The following is a 22,752-nucleotide window of genomic DNA, read 5'->3' on the forward strand; positions in this document are numbered from 1 at the left end:
GTGGATAACGATGAACCCGTTATCCACCGCACTCCCCTCTTCCCACAAGCTCCACAGCCACTCAGCCAGTTTTGAAATAAATCACCCCAAAAACCCAAAACCATCTTTGCTCAGACTCATTCTTGTATTAGAAACGACTCCATGCCAAACACACCTGTCAATAGCACCTTTGGATCCAGCCCGAGCCCTCCCACTTTGCTGGGGCAGGTACGCGCCCGCATCCGCGTTAAGCACTACAGTATTAGAACCGAAGTGGCCTACGTTGACTGGATTCGCCGCTTTGTTCTTTTCCATAACAAGCGCCACCCTCGGGATCTTGGGGCCGTGGAAGTCGAAGCATTCTTGACGTACTTGGCTGACAAGCGGCGGGTGTCCGCCTCAACGCAGAATCAAGCCAAGAGCGCCTTGTTATTCCTGTATCGCGAAGTGCTTGATGTGGAACTGCCTTGGTTGGACGGGGTAACTTCGGCCAAGAAATCACAGCGCTTACCAGTGGTACTTACCCCAGCGGAAGTCAGCTCGCTACTTGGCCGCCTAAGAGGGAGCCCGGCACTCATCGTGAAACTGCTCTATGGAACCGGCTTACGTATCATGGAGGCGCTGAGGCTACGGGTCAAAGACTTGGACTTTGAGCGCTTGGAAATTTTGGTACGCGATGGAAAAGGAGCGAAAGACCGGGTCACCATGATGCCGGCGAACTTGGCGGAGCCGTTGAAGCTTCACCTCACGCGAGTCAAGGAGTTGCACCAGGAAGATCTCGCCGCCGGATTTGGGGACGTATTTCTACCCTACGCGCTTGCCAGAAAGTACCCTAACGCAGGAAAAGAATGGTATTGGCAGTACTCCTTCCCTTCGGCCAGGTTATCCATTGACCCTCGGTCGGGCGTGAAACGCCGGCATCATGCGGACGAGAAACCGATTCAACGGGCAATGCAGCAAGCTCTGAGGGAATCCGGGATTAACAAGCCGGCTACCCCGCACACGCTTCGGCATTCGTTCGCAACTCACCTACTTCAATCCGGCTACGACATCAGGACGGCGCAAGAACTCTTGGGCCATAGCGATATGAGTACCACGATGATATACACCCACGTCCTCAATCGCGGCGGTAAAGGGGTGCTCAGTCCTCTGGACAGGCTCTAAGGGACAAAAGGGTTAGAGGAATTGCGCGGCCAAGGCACCCGGGCCGTCCTTGGGCGGTTCGACAAGCTCACCGCGAACGGCAATCTGAACAGCAGTACCACGCCACGCTCCCACCGCGAACGGCAATCTAATCAGCCTCACCACCTCGTTCTTGCTGCGCCGCGTTATTTCCCGGTTACCATTCGCCTTTTTTGGGCGAACTTCGCCTCGTCAAGGGTCTACCGTGAAATCCATTCGCAGCTTACTTGTCGCCAACCGTTCCGAGATCGCCATCCGCGTTATGCGTGCCGCCGCGGAAATGGGTATTCGCACGGTGGCGATTTTTTCCAACGAAGACCGGTTCGCGTTGCACCGCTTCAAGGCCGATGAGAGTTACCTTGTGGGTGCGGGAAAGAAACCTATCCATGCCTATCTGGATATCGGTGACATCGTGCGCATCGCACGTGAGGCGAAGGTGGATGCCATTCATCCGGGTTACGGATTTCTCTCGGAGAATCCGGATTTCGCCGAGGCCTGCGCCAAGGCGGGGATTACGTTCATCGGCCCCAAGCCGCAGGTGATGCGCCTGCTGGGGAACAAGGTCGCCGCGCGCGAACTGGCGCAGAAGGTAGGCGTGGCCGTGGTACCGGCCACCGCTGCGCTGCCCCACGACATCGAGGAAGCCAAGCGCATGGCGGTTCCGTTGGGTTACCCCTTCATGCTGAAGGCGAGCTGGGGCGGGGGCGGGCGCGGCATGCGGGTGATCGAAACCGAGGCGGATCTAACGGCAAACCTTGAGGTTGCCCGCCGCGAAGCGCTCGCCGCCTTCGGCAATGCCGAGATGTATCTGGAGAAGCTGGTGCGGCGCGCACGCCACGTGGAGGTGCAGGTGATGGGCGATGCCCATGGGCAGATCGTGCATTTGTTCGAGCGCGATTGCACGGTGCAGAGGCGCAACCAAAAAGTGGTGGAGCGCGCACCGGCCCCGTACTTGAACGATGCGCAGCGCGCGGCGCTGTGCGAGTCCGCCCTCAAGCTCGCGCGCGCGGCGCATTACACGCATGCGGGCACGGTGGAATTTCTCATGGACGCGGATACGGGCTTGGTGTATTTCATCGAGGTGAATCCGCGCATTCAGGTGGAACACACGGTCACCGAGGAGGTCACCGGCGTGGATATCGTGAAGGCGCAAATCCGCATCAGCGAGGGCGCGCGCATCGGCGACGCGGATTCCTTCGTTCCCAGGCAGGAGGACGTGCGCCTGAATGGCCACGCCTTGCAATGCCGGGTGACGACGGAGGATCCGGAGAACAGCTTCATGCCGGATTACGGACGATTGTCCGCTTACCGCAGCGCGGCTGGCTTCGGCATTCGGCTGGATGCCGGCACGGCATACGGCGGCGCGGTGATCACGCCTTTCTACGATTCGCTGCTGGTGAAGGTCACCTCCTGGGGGCATACGAAGGAAGAGGCCATCGCGCGCATGGACCGGGCGCTGCGCGAGTTTCGCATCCGGGGACTGTCCAGCAACCTGCAGTTCCTGGAGAACGTGATCGGCCACGAGCAGTTCGCCTCCGGCGAATGCATCACGCGCTTCATCGATGAAACACCGGAGTTGTTCCGCTTCACCAAGCGCCGCGACCGCGCCACCAAGTTACTGCGCTTCATCGGCGAGATCGCGGTGAACGGCAACCCGGAAATGAAGCGGCGAGGCGCCAGCGATGCGCGGCCGGAGCCCGCCCCCTTGCCGCGCATTGACATGACGCAAGAGCCGCCCGCGGGCACGCGCGATAAGCTCAAGGAGCTGGGGCCCGAGAAATTCGCGGAATGGATGAAGGCACACAAGCGAGTGCTGCTCACGGACACGACTCTACGCGACGCGCACCAATCGCTGTTCGCCACCCGCATGCGCACGCGCGACATGCTGCCCATCGCGCCCTACTACGCGCGCATGCTGCCGGAGCTGTTTTCCTTGGAGTGCTGGGGCGGCGCCACCTTCGACGTGGCCTTGCGCTTCTTGAAGGAAGACCCTTGGGACCGCCTGGTGAAATTGCGCGCGGCGGTACCGAACATTTTGCTCCAGATGTTGTTGCGTGCCTCCAATGCCGTGGGTTACACCAACTATCCCGACAACGTGGTGCGCTACTTCGTGCAACAGGCGGCCAAGAACGGCGTGGATGTCTTCCGCGTTTTCGACTCCTTGAACTGGGTGGAGAACATGCGCGTGGCCATGGACGCCGTGCGCGAAGCCGGCGGCTTGTGCGAAGCGGCGGTATGCTACACGAGCGATGTGTTCGATTCCGCGCGCCCCAAATACGACTTGAAGTATTACGTCTCCATGGCGAAGGAACTGGAAAAGGCAGGCGCCCACGTGCTGGGCATCAAGGACATGGCCGGTGTGTGCCGGCCGCGCGCGGCGGCAGCTTTGGTGAAGGCGCTGAAGGAGGAAGTTGGCCTACCCATTCACTTCCACACCCACGACACCAGCGGCATCGGGGCCGCGAGCGTGCTGGCCGCCATAGATGCCGGCTGCGACGCCGTGGATGGCGCGCTCGATTCCATGAGCGGGCTCACCTCCCAGCCTAATCTGGGTTCCATCGTGGCGGCGCTGCAAGGTAGCGAGCGCGACGCGGGCTTGGATCTGGATGCGATGAAATCCCTTTCGCGCTATTGGGAGAGTGTGCGCCGCTATTACGCGCCCTTCGAGGCTGACATGCGCGCGGGCACTTCGGATGTGTATCTGCACGAAATGCCCGGCGGGCAATACACCAACTTGCGCGAACAGGCACGCGCCATGGGCCTGGACCACCGCTGGCCAGAAGTAGCGAAGGCTTACGCGCAAGTGAATCTTTTGTTTGGCGACATCGTAAAGGTCACGCCCACCTCGAAAGTCGTGGGCGATTTAGCGCTGTTCATGGTGGCCAATGATTTATCGCCGGAGGATGTGCGCGACCCCAACCGCGAAATCGCTTTTCCAGAATCCGTGGTGTCCATGATGCGCGGCGAGTTGGGATTTCCGCCAGATGGATTCCCCAGGGACATCACGCACAAAGTGCTCAAGGGTGCCGCGCCCATCGCCGGGCGCGCCGGCGCGCATCTGCCACCCGCGGATCTGGAGGCGGTTCGTAGCGAGGCAGAACACGCCGTGGGACGCAAGGTGAACGACACGGACCTCGCCTCCTATCTCATGTACCCAAAGGTGTTTCGCGAGTTCGCCGAGCACCACCGCAAATACGACGATGTCTCGGTGTTGCCAACGCCCACCTTCTTCAACGGCATGGCCGATGGCGAAGACGCCGGCATCGAGATCGACCGCGGCAAGACGCTCATGATTCGATTGCAAGGCCGCTCCGGCGTGGACGAGGAAGGCCATGTGCGGCTGTTCTTCGAATTGAATGGCCAAGGCCGGCCCCTACGCATTCCGAAGACGGGCGTGGCGGCGGTGCACAAGCCGCGCGCCAAGGCCGAGGATTCCAATTCAGCGCACATGGGCGCGCCCATGCCCGGCAACGTCGTCACCGTGGCGGTGAAGGCGGGCCAACCGGTGAAAAAAGGCGATCCGCTCGTGTCCATCGAAGCCATGAAGATGGAAAGTATCATTCGCGCCGAACGCGACGCCACCGTCAAGGCCGTGCACGCCAAGCCGGGCGATGTGGTGGCGGCTAAGGACTTGCTTGTGGAGCTGGCCTAGCCCGCATCTGCCGGCGAGCCCGAGGGCTTCGACTGCGCTCAGCCCGAACGGTTAGACAATCCTACATCCCACGAGGAGCATGAGTTCATGGCCAGCAGCCTGCTAGCGCTGATAGACGACATCGCCACCATTCTGGACGATGTGGCAATCCTCACCAAGGTGGCGGCCAAGAAGACCAGTGGCGTACTGGGGGATGATCTCGCGCTCAACGCGCAGCAAGTGGCGGGCGTGCATGCCGACCGCGAGCTGCCCGTGGTGTGGGCGGTGGCCAAAGGCTCCTTCAAGAACAAGCTCATTCTCGTGCCGGCCGCTCTCGCCATCAGTGCACTCGCGCCCTGGGCGGTGCCGCCGCTGCTGATGATAGGTGGCGCGTTCTTGTGCTACGAAGGCGCGGAGAAACTGGCGCACAAGCTCTTGCACAGCAAGAAAGAAGACGATCACGCCCACGCCGCGCTGGTTCTCGCGGTGGCAGACCCGAAGGTTGATATGGTTGCCCTGGAGAAAGACAAGATTCGCGGCGCCGTGCGAACCGATTTCGTGCTCTCGGCGGAAATCATCGCCATCACCTTGGGCACCGTGGCGAGCGCATCCTTCGGCACGCGAGTGGCGGTGCTTTCGGGAATCGCCCTTATCATGACGGTGGGCGTCTACGGTCTCGTGTCGGGCATCGTGAAGCTGGACGATGCCGGGCTTTACCTTAGCCAGAGAGGCCATGCGATTCAGACCGCGTTGGGCAAGCTGATCCTGCGCACCGCGCCTTATTTGATGAAAACGCTTTCGGTGGCGGGCACCGCCGCCATGTTTCTAGTGGGCGGGGGCATCCTCACGCACGGCATTCCGGCTTTGCATCATCTGATCGAAGATCTTAGCGTGCGCGTGAGCACTCTCCCCGGCGCTGGGGGATTTTTAGGCGCGCTCGCGCCCCATGTGCTCGATGCGCTGGCGGGAATCATCGCGGGCGCCATCGCGCTGGCGTTTGTGAGCGCGGGCGCGCGGTTAATGGGACGAGTCAAATCGCACCCGCCCGTTAAACCTCTAGGTTAGAGCAAAGACATACCAAGTTTCGCCGCGCTCTTGTCGAAAGTAACGATCCGCTCACAGCCGGCTTCCAGCGCCAATTCCGTGATAATCGCGTCAGCGAGGTCGCCACTTCCGTCTCCGGGCTTTGCCAAGGTATTGGACACACAAGGCCGGCGCTCCACGGAGAACTGCCTGATATCGAGCAAATCGCGGACTGTTTCAATCAGATCCTTGGAAGTAGCGCCGTAGAGCCGTTTAAGAACCCAGCACGTTTCGACCAAGACCACCAGACTGATATAGCCGGGCTCGCGCTCGTTAAGCTCGCTCTCGATGAGGCGAACCGCCCGCGCGGATTGAATCGCATCGTCTTGCGCAAGATAGCGCACCAATACGTTGGAATCGAGCCCGGTCAAGGGAATCTTCGCAACGTGATCACTTTGCCCGGCGGCGCGCCGGACCGGTACTTCTAACTAACCGCTCAGCGGCTTCCGCCTCGATAGCGCCATCCATGTCCTGCACACTAATCCGCCGAACGGCGCGGCCGGCAAAACGGCCTCTTAGAACCGTGACATCCTTACGCAGCTGGATCATTTTGAAACCCCCGCTTTCATCCGCGACAAAATCCACCTTATCGCCGGAATGCAGACCGAGTTGTTCCCGTACGGCTTGAGGGACCGTAATTTGGCCTTTACTGGTAAGCGTTGCCGTGGGCATCTAGTTCCTTACGAAGAGTAAGGAATGCTATCAATGCCTACACTTCAAGTCAAACACGCGGCAGCGCTCCTTCCGTGGGTCTACCCTGAAAGCGCAAACCCCTCGTACCCCGCCGCCACCACTTCCTTGCACTTTTTCTGGTAGGCGGGAAATCCTCCGATGTAAGGCATGAACACGCGCTGCTTGCCTGGAATGTTGGCGCCGATGTACCACGAGTTGCAAGCCGAGCGCAGATGAGCGTCTGCCACTTCGTTGACGTGGTTCACCCACTGGTCTTCGGCCTCGCGCACAGGCTCAATGAGCGCAATGCCCTTCTCCCGCATGTGGCGCAAACACTCGGTCACCCAATCCACGTGTTGCTCGATGGAAGGAATCATGTTGGTGAACACCGACGGGCTTCCTGGGCCTGTGATGGTGAAGAAGTTCGGAAAACCTTCCGTGGAGAGGCCAAGATAATTTCTCGGTCCGGCCCGCCACTTCTCCTTCAAGCTCTTGCCGCCGCGCCCGCGAATATCGATGCTGGTAAGCGCGCCGGTCATGGCGTCGAAGCCCGTGGCGAGAACGAGTGCGTCGATGGCGTACTCGCGACCCAGGGCCTTGACCGCATGCGGCGTGATCGCTTCGATCGGTGAAGCGCTGATGTCCACCAGCGTGACGTTCGGGCGGTTGAAAGTGGCGAAGTAGCCCGTGTCCACGCACAGGCGCTTGCAACCAATCACGTAGCGAGGCATGAGCGCCTCGGCCACCTGGGGATCGCGCACGATCTCGCGAATCTTGCCGCGCACGAAATCCGCGGCGGTGGCGTTGGCTTCGGGTTCGAACATGAGATCGGCGTAGGCGCCCATGAAGGACACGCCGCCGTGGGCCCAGCGCTCCTCGAACTCCCTGCGCCTATCCTCCGCCGTGGTTTGCAAGGCACGCGCGGAGTTGAAGCGGAAGGACCACACGCCGTTGGGGCTTTGCTTGCCCTCGTCGCGCAACCGCTTGTAGTTCATCTTCACTTGCCGCCGGACCTCGGGATCCAAGGGCGCGTTGTGAGCGGGCACGGAATAGTTTGGCGTGCGCTGAAAGACGTAGAGATGCGCGGCCTGCTCGGCGATGATGGGAATGGCTTGGATGGCCGATGAACCCGTGCCGACGATGCCCACCCGCTGGCCGGTGAAACTCACATCCTCGTGGGGCCACCGGCCTGTGTGATAAGTGTGGCCGGCAAAGCTATCCAGCCCCGCTAGCTTGGGCGTATTGGCCGAGGACAGGCAGCCCGTGGCCATGATGCAAAAGCGCGCGCTCGCGCGGGTGCGATCCGAAGTTTCCAAACTCCAGCGCCTGCCTTGCTCATCGAACACGGCGGATTCGATACGTGTTTCGAATTGGATGTCGCGCCGCAGATCGAAGCGGTCCGCCACGTAGTTGGCGTAGCGCAAAATCTCGGGTTGCGTGGCGTAACGCTCGGACCAATCCCATTCCTGCTGGAGGTCGCCGGAGAACTGGAAGGAGTACTCCATGCTCTCGATGTCGCAGCGCGCGCCAGGATAGCGGTTCCAATACCAGGTGCCCCCTACTCCACTGCCCGCCTCGAACACCCGCACCCGGAATCCCAGGCCGCGCAAACGGTGCAGCATGTACATGCCGGCGAAGCCGGCGCCGACGATCACCGCATCGAGTTCGGCGTCCGAGGATGATTTGTGCTGTGAGCCGGACATACAAATCCCTTCAGGGTTGCGCAAATTGCAAAGACGGTATATTGCCATGGGCCGGGCATGGGGCTGGCGGCGGCGAGCGCTTACAATGCCCCACTCATCATAATGTCTCCCCGCCCGGGCGGGGAGCACGACGCTCCCTTCTCCCCACGGGAGAAGGGATGGGGATGAGGGAAGAGTTACAAGTAAATAGCTTCATAGCCACGACGCGAGAGAGGAACAAGACCCATGACCACCACGACGCACACCGCCTATACGCGCCGGGCGCGTTACTTCGATTCAGGCAACGCCTTTAACATCGTCTACTCCGATGTGCCCGCTGCCACCTTCACGGCCGAGCGCGATGACGCACTTAACTCGGCCACCGGCACACGCATCATTGCCTGCGACCAGAGCGCGGCCATGGGGCTCGATTTTCCGGCCACATCGCCCCTGGTCTTGGCGTCCTATGCGCGCATCCGTGCGCGCGATGCACTGGCGCTCAACCCTTGCGCCAGTACGGTGCTGGCCTATGTGATCGAGGGGTCAGGCCAGGTCACGCAGGGGAATGACGTTATCGGCTGGAGCCGGGGCGATGTCTTCTCGCTCCCCGGAGGGCGCGCCTTTGAACTGACCAGCGCCGAGCGCGACAGCGTGTTGTGGATTGTCACCAATGAACCGGAACTCGCCTTCGAGCGCGTAATACCTCCCCCGTCCGAGAATGCGCTGGTGGAAGCGGCGCACTTTCCCGCAGCCACCATCACGGAAGAACTCAGCCTCGCGCGCGCCAAACTGAGCGGGCAACCGGTGGCGGGTCTCGCGGTCGTGTTCTCGTCGGAGCGCTTGGAGGGCCGTCGCAACATATCCCCTACCCTCACGCTGGCCATGAACCAATTGGCCCCGCGCAGCATTCAATCCGCCCATAGTCATAACTCGGTGGCGGTATCGCTCGCCATTGAGGGAGACCGCTGCTACTCGAAAGTAAACGGTACCGCCAAGAGCTGGTCGCCCTACATCACCATGGTGACTCCGCCCACCAGCGTGCATTCCCACCACAATGACAGCGACGCGCTGGCGCATTGGTTGATCGTGCAAGACGGCGGCATCCACTATCACTGCCGCACCATGGGCTTTCGTTTCGAGGAACCGGTTCACCGATGATCAAAGCCGGTTACACCGCCGCCCTGCCCCATGGCATCCGCTCGCGCTTCGTGGACAACCGCAACGGCTTGAACATGCATGTCTTGGAGGCTGGCGCAGAAGGCAGTCCGTGCGTGTTGCTCCTGCATGGATTTCCGGAGCTGGCCTACAGTTGGCGCAACGTGATGCTGCCCCTCGCGCAAGCCGGCTATCACGTGATCGCGCCCGACCAACGCGGATACGGCCGCACCACGGGCTGGGACGCCAGTTACGACGGCGATCTGGGCTCTTTTCGCATGCTCAACATCGTGCGCGACACGCTGGGCCTGCTGTTCGCGGTGGGGAAGCGCAGCGCGGCGGCCGTGGTGGGCCACGACTTCGGCTCTCCCGTGGCGGCGTGGTGTGCGCTGTTGCGGCCAGACATCTTTCGCTCCGTGGTGATGATGAGCGCGCCTTTCGGAGGGCCGCCGCCCATTGCGTTCAACCCCGCCAACGAACCTTATCGAGAGAAATCCGCCGCGAGCAATTTTCATGAGGATCTGGCCGCGCTCGAGCGCCCGCGCAAGCACTACCATTGGTATTACTCCACGCGCGAGGCCAATGACAACATGTGGCACGCGCCCCAAGGCCTGCATGCCTTTCTGCGAGCCTATTACCACTACAAGAGCGCGGATTGGAAGGGTAACCTGCCCTTCCCGCTCAAAGCGTGGTCCGCAACGGAATTGGCGAAGCTGCCCACTTACTACATCATGGACCGTGACTTAGGCATGGCGCAGAGCGTCGCGCCGGAAATGCCTTCCGCCGCGCAAATCGCCGCCTGCAAGTGGCTGCCGGAGGACGCGCTCGCCGTCTACACCGCGGAATATGAGCGCAACGGATTTCAAGGCGGCTTGCAGTGGTACCGCTGCCGCACCACCGGAAAATTCAACGCCGAGATGGAGATCCATGCCGGGCGCCGCATCGATGTCCCGTCATGCTTCATCGTAGGCAAGAGCGACTGGGGCGTGTTTCAGAAACCCGGAGATTTCGAGGCCATGCAAAACAAAGCGTGCACAAACATGGTGGGCTGCCATCTCGTAGAAGGCGCGGGGCACTGGGTGCAGCAGGAACAACCGGAGAAAGTGAGCGGTCTATTGGTGGAGTTTCTGCGTAGTCAAACCTAACACGTGAAAAACATTCACCACAGAGGCACAGAGAAAGACAAAACCATTTGCCGTGACGAATTTGGTTTCCTTTGTGCCTCTGTGGTGAAATCTTCTAATTTATCCTTCGCCACCAGTGTCCGCATTGCGATTCGACAATAGCTTTGTACGCGAGCTTCTCGCCGATCCCGAGATAGGACCGAGGCGCCGGCAAGTGCATGGCGCCCTTTACTCGCGCGTCGATCCTACTCCTGTGGCGGCCCCACGGCTCATCGCCTACTCGCCGGAGGTGGCGGCGATGCTGGGCATGGATTCCAGCATGCTCGCTTCGCTCGAGTTCGCGAAAATTTTCGGCGGCAATGCATTGATGGAGGGGATGGAGCCCTACGCCGCCAATTACGGCGGTCATCAGTTCGGCCATTGGGCGGGACAGTTGGGCGATGGCCGGGCCATCACCCTGGGCGAAACCCTCAACAGCGCCGGCGAGCGCTGGGAGTTGCAACTCAAGGGGGCAGGCTTGACGCCCTACTCGCGCACGGCCGACGGCCGCGCCGTGTTGCGTTCCTCCATCCGCGAGTTTCTCTGCAGCGAGGCCATGCATCACCTTGGCGTGCCCACCACGCGCGCGCTCAGCCTGGTGGCCACGGGCGAGGATGTCATCCGGGACATGTTCTACGATGGCCGCGCCAGACCGGAGCCGGGAGCCATCGTGTGCCGGGTGGCGCCGTCCTTCATTCGCTTTGGCAACTTCGAACTTCCGGCGTCTCGCGAGGATGTGGCGCTGCTCGGCCGGCTGGTCGAGTTCACCATCCGCCGCGACTTTCCGGAGTTGGGGAAGAAAGGCGAAACCATCGAGAACGTTCGGGCAGAATGGTTCGCTCAGGTCTGCGAGCGCACGGCACGGCTGATGGCACATTGGATGCGCGTGGGTTTCGTTCACGGCGTGATGAACACGGACAATCTCTCCATCCTGGGACTCACCATCGATTACGGTCCCTACGGCTGGATCGATGACTTCGATCTCGACTGGACGCCCAACACCACGGACGCGCAAAACCGCCGCTACCGCTTCGGCCAGCAACCGCAAATCGCCTATTGGAATCTCACGCGGCTCGCGAGCGCCCTGGCGCCCGCCTTCGGCGACGCCGATTCGCTTCACGCCGGGCTGGAGCGTTATGTGGCGGCCTTCGACGCCGCCGACCGCGAACACACGGGGGCGAAACTTGGCTTGGCACAATGCACGGACGAGGACACCGAACTGATGCGCGCGCTGCAAGCTTTGCTGCAAAAGGCCGAGGTGGACATGACGATCTTTTTTCGCGTGCTGAGTGACGTGAACCTCGATGCGCCTACCCTCACGCCGCTGCATGAAGCGTTTTACGATGCCGAAAAGCAACGCCAAGCCGAGCCGGAGTTCAACGAGTGGCTGGCACGCTACGCCGCCCGCGCGCGCCGCGATGGCCTACCGCCCGCGCAGCGGCGTGCCGGCATGCACGCGGTCAATCCGCGCTACGTGCTGCGCAACTATCTCGCGCAACAAGCCATCGACCGCGCGGAGCAAGGCGACTATTCCGGCATTCACGAATTGCTCGATGTACTACGCCATCCCTACGACGACCAACCCGGCAAGGAACGGTTCGCGCAGCGCCGGCCCGACTGGGCCCGTGACCGGGCCGGATGCTCGATGTTATCGTGTAGTTCCTAAGTCGGCATAGCCGGTACCAAGGTGAAATTCGATTTCAACGAAGAAAAAGTCACTATTTCGAGCCGCAGATCGCAGTCCGCCGTCGGTAGAATACGGACGAAGGAAGAAGAAAGGTAGATCGTTTTTCTGCGTGCTCGCAGGGCGTTTTGCGCTTTCGCTGCCATAGGCACTTTCACGTTTGCAAGAGAAAGTCGCCGGGGGCAGCCCGGCCGCTGGTGACTTTCTCTTGCGCGGCCAAAAGAAAGTCACCAAAGAAAAGGCCGCCCACTGAACCGCCCCTTGCGGGGTACCCTGCGTTACTCGAAGCGATGGGCGCCTGCGGAACTAGTCCGCGCATGAAGCGCGCGGCCGTCGGACAGTCATCGGCGAAAGCCCCCATCGCTCCTGCGTTACTCGGCGGTTCAGGAGGGGGAGATAAACAACAACATCCAACCCCAAACTTTCAAAAACCAAGAACCACACCGCAACAGGTTCGCACCCCACCGCCGGGATTAGCGACTACAATCTTTCTTGTAGTCACTCCACTATTTCTTGAGCGGGACTCTTTTATTGCTGCTTTTCCATTTCTTTGCTGGGACTGAAGTCTTGGCTTCTACGGATTTCTTTTGGGTGGGAGGTGTCCTTTTACCCTTTGCTCTGAGGCTATTGATTTCTTGGACTGTACTTAGTGGGGTGATTTGTTTTTTCTTTATCCAAGCAGAGACATTTTCATCTTGCTTAAGAGCTCGAGCTGTTTCATAAATGGCGTCTCGGGGTCCGAAGCATAGACTTTGAGACTGGTCCCTACCTTGCCGCCAAATGGCTCCCTTTTACTCCGCCATTTACAAATGTCGCTGGCCTTCTTCTACTTCTACGTAAAGGAGGTGTACCCAATGCGCGAGATCGCGCGCGAAGCGATCTCGCCGCCCCCGGCACCGGCGCCGCCATCCAAATAGACTTGGCATAAGGGGTGAGGCTTGGGATGTTGCGCGTCTGATCCGGCTACTTCCCCCAGCGCAACGCCAGGGGAGTGGCCTCTCGCGCCAACTCCAGCAAGCCCGCGCGCGTAGCTGGATGAAGCGCTTCCAGGGGATGGCGCACGGCGTCGCTCTTGATGACACCGCCTTCCATCATCACCGTCTTGGTGGCGCGTAACCCGCACTGGCGGTTCTCGTAGTTGATGAGCGGCAAGATGCGCGCGTACTGAGCGGCGGCTTCTTGGCGGTTGCCCGCGGCATGGTGTTGCAGCACGGGCTTGATGAGATCGGGCAGCAGAGCACTGGGCATGGTGCCCGTGGCCCCCGCATCCAGATCCGCCATGAGTGTGATGGATTCCTCGCCATCGAAGGGTCCGGTGATGGATTTACCACCAGCCTCTATGAGGCTCCGTAATTTCGCGGCTGTGCCAGGAACCTCTATCTTGAAGTATTGCACCAGCGGCACTTCCTTCGCGAGTCGCACCAGGAACGAAATCGAGAGCGCGACGCCGGACAGTGGCGCGTCCTGAAGCATGATTGGAATGCCCGCCGCCTCGGCCACCTTGGCGAAATGTTCGAGCATGCCCTTCTCGTCGGCGCGCAAAGCGGCACCGTGATAGGGCGGCATCAGCATCAGCATCTTGGCACCGGCCTTGGCCGCCTTGCGTGCGCGCTCCGCCGCCAGCCGTGTGCTGAAATGACTGCATGTGACGATTACCGGAACCCGCCCGGCCACGTGGGATAAGCAAGTCTCCAGCAGCGCGTCGCGCTCCTGATCCGACAACAGAAACTGCTCGGAGTAATTGGCCAGGATGCAGATCCCGTCCACGCCTTGGTCCACCATGCAATCGAGCACGCGGCGCATGCCTTCAATATCCAGATCACCAGAGGGGGTAAATGGCGTGGGAGCGATGGGATAAATGCCGCGATAGGTGGCCATGGAAGCGTCCTTTTTAACTTCGGTACGCTAGATTAGAGCCGGCTTCCCGGTAACGCCAGGGGAGACCCTGCACAGTTCATGACCTGCCCGCAACAATTCGAGAAAAACGCCCGTTCAGAATCGAACGGGCGTGGTTATTTCAATCAGAAAACCAACTCAAGGCCTCCGAGCGGTTAGCTCGGAGGCCTTGTTTATTACGTACTCAACTGATCGCCCAACGGCAGGTTACGAATGCGCTTGCCCGTGGCGGCGAAAACGGCGTTGCAGAAGGCCGGAGCGAACGGTGGTACGCCGGGTTCCCCCACGCCGCTCGATGGCACGTCGTAGGTAGCGGGCACGATGTGCGTGCGAACATCCATGGCGCCCTGGCCGATTCTTAGCACCTGGTAGTCGTGGAAGTTACTTTGTTGCACGCGGCCTTTCTTGAAGGTGATCTGGGTAAGCTTGGCGATGGAGAGTCCCATCACGGCGGCACCTTCGATCTGCGACTGGATGCGCTCGGGGTTGACCACGAAACCGCAATCGATGGCGGTGTCCACCCTCGGTACGCTTACGTTACCGTCCTTATCCACGGCGACCTCGACAACCGTCGCGACATAGGTCAGGAAGCTACGCTGTACCGCGATCCCCAAGCCCCGGCCGGCTGGCAGCTTGCGTCCCCAGCCTGCCTTCGACGCCGCCAGTTCGACCACTCTGCGAGTACGAGCGGTATCGACAGGATAAGTGTCGTACGGATCGCCGTAGTTCCACAGTTCGGCTGTCACCGTCTTGCGCGGATCGACGATACGCGGCGGCCCGATCATTTCGAGCAGGAAATCCTTCGGATCGCGTCCCAGTTCGTGAGCCAGTTCCGCCACCATGGACTGCATGGCGAAAGCGTGCGGAATGTTGTTCACGGAACGGAACCAGCCGATACGCGCATGGGATTTCGCTTCGCCCGTTTCCAGGCGCAGATTGGGCACATCGAACGGCGTGTCGATGAGTCCTAATCCCAACTCCAGATTGCTTTGACGGTTGGGGTCAGGCATGAAGTTGGACATGAGAGACGGCGCCACGCTGCGATGCCGCCAGCCCACCACCTTCTTGTTCTTGTCGATGGCAGCGGTGACATGCTGGTAGGAAACCGCGTGATAGAACGCATGGCGGATATCGTCCTCGCGCGTCCACACCACCTTCACGGGTACTCCGTTCATTTCCCTGGACAGGAGGGCCGCCTCCAGCGCGAAGTCGCACTTGGATTTACGCCCGAAGCCACCACCCAGCAAGGTAACGTTGACGGTGACGTCATCTTCCTTGAAACCCAAAAGCGCAGCGACGTCTCCGCGCGTTCCGCCGGGGCTTTGCACGCAGGCCCAAACTTCCGCGGTACCGCCGTTGACGCGAGCCACGGCCGCGGGCGGCTCCATGGTGGCGTGGGAGAAGTGCGGAATGTAGTACTCGCGCTCGATGACCTTGGTTGCACCCGCGATGGCCTTGTCGATGTCGCCCTCGTTGCGCTCGATCTTACCCGGCGCGCGGGCTTTCTCCGCCAGCAGCGCCTTGTATTGATCGGAGTCGTAAGCGCCATTGGGGCCGTCTTCCCACACCACATTCAAGGCCTCGCGGCCCTTGATGGCGGCATAGGTACTGTTTGCAACCACAGCCACGCCACCCAACGGCGCGAACTTCGCGGGCATGGGAGTTGGGGCAATGAATAGGACCTTGGTCACACCCGGTACCTTCATGGCGGCACCGGCGTCCCACGACACGGCCTTGCCCAACACCACCGGCGGACGCGCGATTACCGCGTACTTCATACCGGGAACGGAGATGTCCTGGGCGTACATGGCCTTGCCCGTGGTGATGTCATGCATATCGGTGATCTTGACCTTGCCCTTGCCGATGTAGCGGAAGTCCTTCGGATCCTTGAGCACCAGGGTATCGGCCTTGGGCGTGGGCAGACGCGACGCGGCTTCCGCCAATTCGCCGTAGCCCAGGCTCTTGCCCGAGGGAGTGTGCACCACTTTATGATTCTTGGCCTTCACTTCGGAGATGGGACAACCCCAAGCGAGCGCCGCGGCTTGCTCCAGCATTTGCCGGGCCGCCGCGCCGCATGCGCGCATGGGCTGGACGAAGTGGCGAATGCTGCGCGAACCATCCGTGTCCTGGTTACCGTATTTCTTTTCGTTGCCGGGCGCCTGGGTGATTCTGACCTTGGACCAATCGGCTTCCATTTCGTCGGCCACGACCATGGGTAAGCTGGTGCGAGAGCCCGTTCCCATTTCGGAACGGTGAGTGACGATGGTCACGATGCCGTCAGCGTCGATGGAGACGTAAACATGCGGATCCCATACCACACCGCCCGTCATGCCTCCAGCACCCGTTTCCCAGGCCGCCAAGGCGGAACGCGGAAGGATTTGGCCCGCGACAACCAATCCGCCCATGGAGACGATGCCCTTGAGCATGTCGCGGCGGCTGATATTGGTGATGACTGCCCTGCTATTCTTGAAGATTTCAGAGTTCATTTCAGGCCTCCTTCGCGGCGGCTTTGACAGCCGTGAAAATTCGCTGGTAGCAACCGCAGCGGCAGATGTTCCCGGACATCGCTTCCAGGATTTGCGCGTCGGTGGGTTTTTTCTTTTCCGAGATCAAGGCGGCGGCTTGCATGATCTGGCCAGGCTGGCAGTAGCCGCACTGCGGAACATTCTCCGCGCGCCAGGCTTTTTGCACGGGGTGATTACCATCCTTGGACAATCCTTCGATGGTGGTGACCGATTTACCGGATACTTCATTCATCGTCGTCACGCAGGAGCGTACGGCCTTGCCATCGACGTGCACGGTGCACGCGCCGCACAGCCCCGTACCGCATCCAAACTTGGTACCGGTGAGCGCGAGTTCGTCGCGCAGGTACCACATCAACGGCATGTTCGGGTCGCCATTAAAGGACTGACCCTGCTTGTTTACCTTGATATCCATCTGAGATTCCTCCGATTATTGAAATGATCGTGGTGCCGCAGTCTAGGCCCGGGCCTTCACCACGGAGTTGGCCCGAGCCGATTATACAACTCTACAGCGCTCCCAATCTACACCTTTCTGGAAGGTATGTGGCGCGCGCGGGCCTCTTACAACGAATCCAGGAACCGCATCAATGCCTGGCGCTCGTCCCTGGGCATTTCCATGAATTTCGCGCGCGCGGCACTGGCCTCTCCGCCGTGCCACAAAATGGCTTCGGTGAAGTCGCGCGCCCGCCCATCGTGCAGCAAGTTCGTGTGGCCGTTGACCGCCTTCTGTAGGCCCAGCCCCCAAAGGGGCGGCGTGCGCCATTCGCTCCCGCTCGCCTGAAAATCGGGACGGTGATCGGCCAGTTCCTCACCCATATCGTGCAGAAGCAAATCCGTATACGGCCTGATGATCTGGTTGGCCGCCGCCGGGATGGCCGTGTTGGCCCCCGTTTTCATCTCGGGAACATGGCACGCACTGCATTGCGCTTGGGTAAACAGCAGCGCGCCTCGCTTCACTTCAGGATGCTCTACCGCGCGCCGCGCGGGGACGGCAAGGGCCTGCATGTACAAGGTAACGTTGCGCAAGCGGCTAGGCAGCACTTCCCAGTAATTGTCCTCCGTGCATTTGTCCCGGCCACCCCCACAGCCCGTGGCGGTGGGTCCGTTCAAGCACTGGGTCTGCCCTTCCGGGCAATTCTCGGCGGGAAACAAGGGAGACGTGGCTCCGATATCCCCATGGAACGCGGCGGCGGTCTGCTGGCGCAAGGAAGGCTGGTTCGCTTTCCATCCGAAGCGGCCCAGCACTTTGCTCTTCGCTTCCACATCCCAGACGTAATTGGGCACGCCGCTGACACCTTGTTGTTGCGCGGCGATATTCAGAATGGTTTCCTCGGGTATGGCCTCGAGCAATCCCAAACCCACCAGGGCGGGCGCGATGCGAGGAGAGAGCATGGTCTCCTGCCCAAGCTCTCCGAAAGACAATTCCGTGATGGTAATTTTCGGCCGGCGCAGTTTGACCGTCTCGCCATCGGGGAAGGTGCGCACCACTTCGTCGTAGTGAACGATGATCTTGCCTTCTCTGGGAACCTGATTCTTTACTCCGCGGTTCTGTAATTGCTCCCCGTAAAGAGGATGCGGGTTGGGCCCGCCTTCGGCGCTGGCGCCCGGGATGCTCAAGCGAACCAGTAAACCTTTCTCGGCCGCCGCGCCATGTTCCGGTGCCCGCGCCCGCCCGTTGCTGGCGTGGCACTGAAGACAACTGTTCTCGTTGAAGGTGGGCCCCACGCCCCACACGCCGGTGTATTCCGTGGGTAATACCCAAGTCTCGTTGAACATGCGGCGGCCCGAAGAGATGAGCCCGCGCAATTCCTCGTCATGGACCGAGACGGTGACAAGATAGGCGGAGGCGCTCTGATCGGCGGATGTGAAGCTACCGGCACTGAGTGCCGTTTCGTTCTCCGCGATGGCGGGGGTGAAGCCCGCGATGGCGGCCATGGCTCCGAGAAAAGATGAGGTCTTCATACTTAAAACCTCACCACTGAGGCAAAGAGACACAGAGCAAAACAATGGGGGTTCCGCCGTGCCTTGTTGTAAGGGGGTTTCATGGTTTCATGGGGTCGCCTGCCAAACCACCACGATACGTCAATGCGCATCAACGCGCTAGGGAGATTTAGCGCTTTCTCTGCGCGCCCACGGCGATGAAATCGAAGGCGCGCATCTGCGCGGAAGCGAAGATGGGATCCTTTTTCAAATACGCCATGCACATGCCGGTGGCGTCCTCCCCCCAGAACAGTTCCCCGTCCGCGTAGAGCGTGGGTACGCCGAACACGCCGCGCGCGATGGCTTCCTCGCCGTTGCGGTGTAATTGCGCCTTGACCTCGGGCGAGGCGATGCGCTCATCCGCATTGGACACCCCTAAGCGCTGCAAGAGCTGGCGGTATTCCGCATCGTCTTCGGCAACGCGGCCATCGCGCCAGACGAAACGGGAGATCTCCAGCACCTGCCGCGGCGTCGCATCGATGGCGATGGTCAGGCGCAGCAGCTTGATGGGATGGAAGGGATGCAACCGGGGGCCCTTCAGGCTTGTTCCCATCTGGTGCGCCCGCCATAGGGATTGGCGAAAGATGAAGCGCTTCTTGGCGGGAATTTCCGCCGGGCCGAGTTGGCCCCAGTGGTTGAGCAAGCCCGCGAATACCACCGGCTTGCAACGCAACTCCAACGGCCAGCCCCGGCGCTCGAAATCCTCCGCCTGCAAATGCACGAAGGGCGACAAGTAATCAAAATACCAATCTACCATCATATCGGCCTACCGGGGCGCGGGATGCGTTACCGCGCGAAGGCGCGCTTCCCGGTCCGCGATTTTTTGCCTCAGCGCGGGAATGGCCCGATACCCCGCGCGCTCGCCTTCGAGAACGGCAAGGTGGCGGCTTTCGAAGTCCGTGGAATTTAGATGGGTGATATCGGGCTGAACGATCACATCGGCCTCGGCCAACTCATTTCTTGCGATGGCCGCACCCATGATGGTGAAGGTCTGCAGGAGGACATCGATGATGTCCTTGACGGATTTGAGCACGGCGCGGTCTGAAATATTCACGGCAATCACGATGTCCGCGCCCAATCTGCGCGCCACCTTCACGGGAACCGGGCTCACGACGCCGCCATCCACGTATTCCCTGCCGCTGATGGTAACGGGCTGAAATACGCCCGGCACGCTGGTGGAGGCTTGCACCGCGATGCCTGCGTCGCCGCGCTGAAACACGATGAGTTCGCCGGACTGCAAATCGGTGGCGACGACGCCCACGGTTCGCTTGAGCTTTTCCAGCGGCCGGCGCTGAACCTTCTGGTTGACGAAATCCCGGATGGATTCGCCCTTGAAGAACCCTCGGTTGGGCAAGGACCAATCGCTGAAATTCGACTCCTTCATCTCCATGGCGATGCGCTGAAGGCTAAAACCATCGTAACCCGACGCCCATAGCACTCCCACCACGGCGCCGGCACTCGTCCCCACCACCAAATCGGGAAAGATGCCCTGCGACTCCAATGCCTTGATCACGCCGATGTGCGCGAAACCCTTGGCGGCACCTCCTCCCAAAACGAGGGCAATCTTGGGTGGGGGAATCACGACCGGCGGCGGAGGCGCGGGCTGCTCCACGACTAGAGGGGGAGCGGGCTGCTCCACCAACGGCGGGGGAGTAGGTTCGCTGACTGGTGGCGCGGCCACGGGCTCCGCGGGCGCCTGGGCCACCACGGGAGGTTGAACAACTTCGATGGCGTCCTCGGGCTTGGCCTGCGCGAAGACACTGCTCGTTGCGGACAACGCTACCACCATCCCGAGGGATGCCAGAATGACCTTCATGAGTTCTCCTTTATAAGCGGGTACCAGCGAAGCGCGAGCATCATAACAAGTCTTGGACTGCTGCTTCGGCTGTGGCGCCGTGCATGCCGCGAGTAGCATGCATAGCGCAAGCCACGACGAATGTCGGGCGGTAGCGCGTGGAGCTGGCATGGGCGTTAACTCTGAGATTGTTGGTAACTTTGCAGGCCGGTGCGCTCGATAAGACCGAGCTGGGCTTCGATCCATTCCTGGTGTTCGGCTTCGCTATCCATGATGTCCTCGAAAAGTTCTCGCGTGATGAGATCGCCCGCCGTTTCGCAGTGCGCGATAGCCTCCTTCAGGAGCGCTCGGGCTTGCGCCCCCAACATCAGATCGCCCTTCAGCGATGCACTCACATTCTCGCCGAGGTGGAGCTTGCCGGGTTGCCGCACTCTGGGCAGCACCTCTAGAAACAGCATCCGGCCGATGAGCTTATCGGCGTATTTCATGCCGCCTATAGCCTCTTGGTACTCGTACTCCGCGAGTTTGTTCAGCCCCCACGCCCGGAACATGCACGAATGGATGAAATGCTGTTGAATGGCACTAAGCGCGTGGGTGAGCACCTGGCCAAGAAACGCAGTGACCCGCGAATCGCCCTGCATGTGCGCTCCGGAGTGGTAGACCGGGGCGATTATAGGTCGCGGGCGCGAGATCGGTTACGTGCGCAAGATTGGTTACGTGCGCAAGCCCGCGGGCTTGCGCAGTTCCAAAGTAGCGTTAGAAGGCGTAGAAGGCCGTGATCCCGCCGAAATAACCGCGCTCGGGCACCGGTGCATAAAAGCGGCTGTTGGCGTCGTTCACGAAGACCGCACTGACGTACTGCTCGCCGAGAAGGTTATCCACGCGGGCGAACTCGCGCAGCACCAACTTACCAAGCTTCTGCTCGAAGCCAGCGCGAAGGTTCATCACGAAGTAACTCTCGGAGACGGCTGTGTTGGAGTCGTTCGAGAATACTTTATCCCCCCAGCGCGATTCGAGCCCCGTGCTAAATCCGGCCGCCGGAAGCTTCCAACTCACCTCGCCATAGAGCGTGGTCCGAGGAACGCCTGGAATCTTGTTACCGGCACTCACCAAGACATTGGGTGTCGCGCATGGCGTCAGGGCGCAAGTCGTATAGGAGTCTCGAAATTCCGCGTTCGGCCACGTCGCGGCAAAAAACGCGTTGAAGCCCCCGGGAAGGTTGCTATCCACCGCCAACTCCACGCCTTTGCGCCGAGAATCTCCCGCGTTTTGAAACGTGGCCCGTCCGCCGCTGTTCTTAAACACGACGATTTCGTCCTTCGTACCGATCATGAACAAGGCGAGATCGATGCGGGTATCTTTTCCAGCCAAGGCTTTCACCCCAACTTCGTAGTAAACGCTCTTGGACGGCCGCAGACCGAAATTCAGGCCGGCACCCCCATCGGTTCGATAAGCCATTTCGATTAACGTCGGGGTCTCGAAGCTTCTCCAGAGGTTGGTATATACGTTGAGTTCGGGAGTGATCCGGTACAAGGCACCGATGACCGGAGCCCACGCCGAATGACCGGCCTTGCCGCTGTCGTCGGGATTGGTTCCCGCTCCAGCCTCAGCACACAGCCCCGTGTTCGAGGCGCGGATGAAGTGATCTTCAGATTCGAAACTCACCCTTGTGAAGCGCAGACCCGCGCTCAAGGAAAGCGGCTCGCTAATCTGTAACTCCCCTTGCGCGTACGCGCCCCAGCTATCCACGGTGTTGTCTTCGTCGCGCTTGAGCGCGCCTTGCACGCCGTTGACGTTGAGATAATTCAGCACGAAGGTGAGCGTGCCGCTCTCGCCCAAGTTCACTCGCAACTTGCTATTGAACTGCTCCTTCGAGGCTTCGCTATGATCGCGGTAACCATCGGTATCGAAGCGAGACGCGCTGGCGATGTAATTGAGCCCGCCAGCCTGCCCTCCAAACTTGAGGCCTGCCCGCGTGGTGCCCCAGCTTCCCGCCGCCAGAGAACCCGTCTGGGTGGGGGCCGCGGGACCATCCTCCGTGAAGATTTGCACGACACCACCGGAATGATTGCCATAGAGCGCGGAGAAGGGCCCGCGTAGAACTTCGATGCGCTTGCACCGGCACCAGAACGGCCAGCCCCAGCAACCCCACAACGCACTCCCTACGTAATATTCCCCACCCCCTGCTCACAGCCTGTCTCCTATTGGATTTTTGAAAACACAAAAAAAAGGCCGCCTTGGGCGGCCTTTTTTGAACCGAACTGCTTAGCGGTTGTAAATATACATCGTCACTTCAAAGCCAAAACGCATTTCGGTGTATTGGGGTTT

At 60.6% G+C, this 22,752-nt stretch carries 18 protein-coding genes; 6 read left to right on the top strand and 12 right to left on the bottom strand.

What is annotated here, in order from left to right; all coding sequences use genetic code 11:
• The first annotated feature begins 141 nt into the window (after positions 1 to 141).
• The 3 genes from EXR36_09655 (at position 142) to EXR36_09665 (ending at position 5,857) form a co-directional block, all read left to right on the top strand.
• Positions 142 to 1,143, top strand: coding sequence for an integron integrase (locus EXR36_09655; GenBank protein MSQ59883.1), 1,002 nt, complete (start codon positions 142 to 144; stop codon positions 1,141 to 1,143).
• A 223-nt stretch (positions 1,144 to 1,366) separates the two neighbouring features.
• A complete protein-coding gene (locus EXR36_09660; GenBank protein MSQ59884.1) occupies positions 1,367 to 4,813 on the top strand; it encodes a pyruvate carboxylase in 3,447 nt (1,148 codons plus the stop codon).
• 87 nt (positions 4,814 to 4,900) lie between these two features.
• On the top strand, positions 4,901 to 5,857 hold the full coding sequence (locus EXR36_09665) for a DUF808 domain-containing protein (protein ID MSQ59885.1): 957 nt from the start codon (positions 4,901 to 4,903) through the stop codon (positions 5,855 to 5,857).
• Here EXR36_09665 and EXR36_09670 read toward each other — a convergent pair.
• From EXR36_09670 to EXR36_09680, 3 genes are all read right to left on the bottom strand, one after another.
• Positions 5,854 to 6,246 (bottom strand): PIN domain-containing protein, encoded by a 393-nt coding sequence (locus tag EXR36_09670; GenBank protein ID MSQ59886.1) that lies wholly within the window; start codon positions 6,244 to 6,246, stop codon positions 5,854 to 5,856. The two genes, EXR36_09665 and EXR36_09670, sit on opposite strands and share 4 nt — an antisense overlap.
• Positions 6,247 to 6,265: 19 nt before the next feature.
• Positions 6,266 to 6,547: an AbrB/MazE/SpoVT family DNA-binding domain-containing protein gene (locus EXR36_09675; GenBank protein MSQ59887.1), complete on the bottom strand. Its 282-nt coding sequence runs from the start codon at positions 6,545 to 6,547 to the stop codon at positions 6,266 to 6,268.
• A gap of 80 nt (positions 6,548 to 6,627) precedes the next feature.
• Positions 6,628 to 8,250 (bottom strand): NAD(P)/FAD-dependent oxidoreductase, encoded by a 1,623-nt coding sequence (locus EXR36_09680; GenBank protein ID MSQ59888.1) that lies wholly within the window; start codon positions 8,248 to 8,250, stop codon positions 6,628 to 6,630.
• 225 nt (positions 8,251 to 8,475) lie between these two features.
• Between EXR36_09680 and EXR36_09685 the strand changes: the two genes are divergently transcribed.
• The 3 genes from EXR36_09685 (at position 8,476) to EXR36_09695 (ending at position 12,213) form a co-directional block, all read left to right on the top strand.
• Positions 8,476 to 9,387 (top strand): hypothetical protein, encoded by a 912-nt coding sequence (locus EXR36_09685; protein MSQ59889.1) that lies wholly within the window; start codon positions 8,476 to 8,478, stop codon positions 9,385 to 9,387.
• Positions 9,384 to 10,529 carry an alpha/beta fold hydrolase gene (locus EXR36_09690; protein ID MSQ59890.1) on the top strand — a complete coding sequence of 382 codons (1,146 nt, stop codon included), beginning with the start codon at positions 9,384 to 9,386 and terminating at the stop codon, positions 10,527 to 10,529. The genes EXR36_09685 and EXR36_09690 overlap by 4 nt, the downstream gene beginning before the upstream one ends.
• 115 nt (positions 10,530 to 10,644) lie before the next feature.
• Positions 10,645 to 12,213 carry a YdiU family protein gene (locus EXR36_09695; GenBank protein ID MSQ59891.1) on the top strand — a complete coding sequence of 523 codons (1,569 nt, stop codon included), beginning with the start codon at positions 10,645 to 10,647 and terminating at the stop codon, positions 12,211 to 12,213.
• 981 nt (positions 12,214 to 13,194) lie between these two features.
• On the opposite strand, the gene EXR36_09700 is transcribed toward EXR36_09695, so the two are convergent.
• The 9 genes from EXR36_09700 to pqqA all read right to left on the bottom strand — a co-directional run.
• Positions 13,195 to 14,109 carry a dihydrodipicolinate synthase family protein gene (locus EXR36_09700; protein ID MSQ59892.1) on the bottom strand — a complete coding sequence of 305 codons (915 nt, stop codon included), beginning with the start codon at positions 14,107 to 14,109 and terminating at the stop codon, positions 13,195 to 13,197.
• Positions 14,110 to 14,303: 194 nt separating this feature from the next.
• Complete coding sequence (locus EXR36_09705; protein ID MSQ59893.1) at positions 14,304 to 16,613, bottom strand: xanthine dehydrogenase family protein molybdopterin-binding subunit; 2,310 nt, start codon at positions 16,611 to 16,613, stop codon at positions 14,304 to 14,306.
• A gap of 1 nt (position 16,614) precedes the next feature.
• Positions 16,615 to 17,064 (bottom strand): (2Fe-2S)-binding protein, encoded by a 450-nt coding sequence (locus tag EXR36_09710; GenBank protein ID MSQ59894.1) that lies wholly within the window; start codon positions 17,062 to 17,064, stop codon positions 16,615 to 16,617.
• A 146-nt stretch (positions 17,065 to 17,210) separates the two neighbouring features.
• Positions 17,211 to 18,611: a c-type cytochrome gene (locus EXR36_09715; GenBank protein ID MSQ59895.1), complete on the bottom strand. Its 1,401-nt coding sequence runs from the start codon at positions 18,609 to 18,611 to the stop codon at positions 17,211 to 17,213.
• A 148-nt stretch (positions 18,612 to 18,759) separates the two neighbouring features.
• Entirely contained in the window at positions 18,760 to 19,389 is a 630-nt protein-coding gene (locus EXR36_09720; protein ID MSQ59896.1) for a 2-hydroxychromene-2-carboxylate isomerase, read from the bottom strand.
• A 6-nt stretch (positions 19,390 to 19,395) separates the two neighbouring features.
• Complete coding sequence (locus tag EXR36_09725) at positions 19,396 to 20,418, bottom strand: patatin-like phospholipase family protein (protein ID MSQ59897.1); 1,023 nt, start codon at positions 20,416 to 20,418, stop codon at positions 19,396 to 19,398.
• A gap of 182 nt (positions 20,419 to 20,600) precedes the next feature.
• Complete coding sequence (gene bfr / locus EXR36_09730; GenBank protein ID MSQ59898.1) at positions 20,601 to 21,065, bottom strand: bacterioferritin; 465 nt, start codon at positions 21,063 to 21,065, stop codon at positions 20,601 to 20,603.
• A 115-nt stretch (positions 21,066 to 21,180) separates the two neighbouring features.
• A complete protein-coding gene (locus tag EXR36_09735; GenBank protein ID MSQ59899.1) occupies positions 21,181 to 22,578 on the bottom strand; it encodes a TonB-dependent receptor in 1,398 nt (465 codons plus the stop codon).
• A 111-nt stretch (positions 22,579 to 22,689) separates the two neighbouring features.
• On the bottom strand, positions 22,690 to 22,752 hold a 63-nt coding region (gene pqqA, locus EXR36_09740; GenBank protein ID MSQ59900.1), incomplete at its 5' end, for a pyrroloquinoline quinone precursor peptide PqqA.

This window comes from Betaproteobacteria bacterium (assembly GCA_009693245.1).
GTDB lineage: Bacteria > Pseudomonadota > Gammaproteobacteria > Burkholderiales > SHXO01 > SHXO01.

Coding starts and splice junctions, on each gene's coding strand:
- EXR36_09725 (MSQ59897.1), bottom strand. CDS start 20,418: ATGGTGGTAGCGTTGTCCGCAACGAGCAGTGTCTTCGCGCAGGCCAAG.
- EXR36_09665 (MSQ59885.1), top strand. CDS start 4,901: ATGGCCAGCAGCCTGCTAGCGCTGATAGACGACATCGCCACCATTCTG.
- EXR36_09705 (MSQ59893.1), bottom strand. CDS start 16,613: ATGAACTCTGAAATCTTCAAGAATAGCAGGGCAGTCATCACCAATATC.
- EXR36_09710 (MSQ59894.1), bottom strand. CDS start 17,064: ATGGATATCAAGGTAAACAAGCAGGGTCAGTCCTTTAATGGCGACCCG.
- EXR36_09690 (MSQ59890.1), top strand. CDS start 9,384: ATGATCAAAGCCGGTTACACCGCCGCCCTGCCCCATGGCATCCGCTCG.
- EXR36_09675 (MSQ59887.1), bottom strand. CDS start 6,547: ATGCCCACGGCAACGCTTACCAGTAAAGGCCAAATTACGGTCCCTCAA.
- EXR36_09700 (MSQ59892.1), bottom strand. CDS start 14,109: ATGGCCACCTATCGCGGCATTTATCCCATCGCTCCCACGCCATTTACC.
- bfr (MSQ59898.1), bottom strand. CDS start 21,065: ATGCAGGGCGATTCGCGGGTCACTGCGTTTCTTGGCCAGGTGCTCACC.
- EXR36_09685 (MSQ59889.1), top strand. CDS start 8,476: ATGACCACCACGACGCACACCGCCTATACGCGCCGGGCGCGTTACTTC.
- EXR36_09720 (MSQ59896.1), bottom strand. CDS start 19,389: ATGATGGTAGATTGGTATTTTGATTACTTGTCGCCCTTCGTGCATTTG.
- EXR36_09715 (MSQ59895.1), bottom strand. CDS start 18,611: ATGAAGACCTCATCTTTTCTCGGAGCCATGGCCGCCATCGCGGGCTTC.
- EXR36_09680 (MSQ59888.1), bottom strand. CDS start 8,250: ATGTCCGGCTCACAGCACAAATCATCCTCGGACGCCGAACTCGATGCG.
- EXR36_09655 (MSQ59883.1), top strand. CDS start 142: ATGCCAAACACACCTGTCAATAGCACCTTTGGATCCAGCCCGAGCCCT.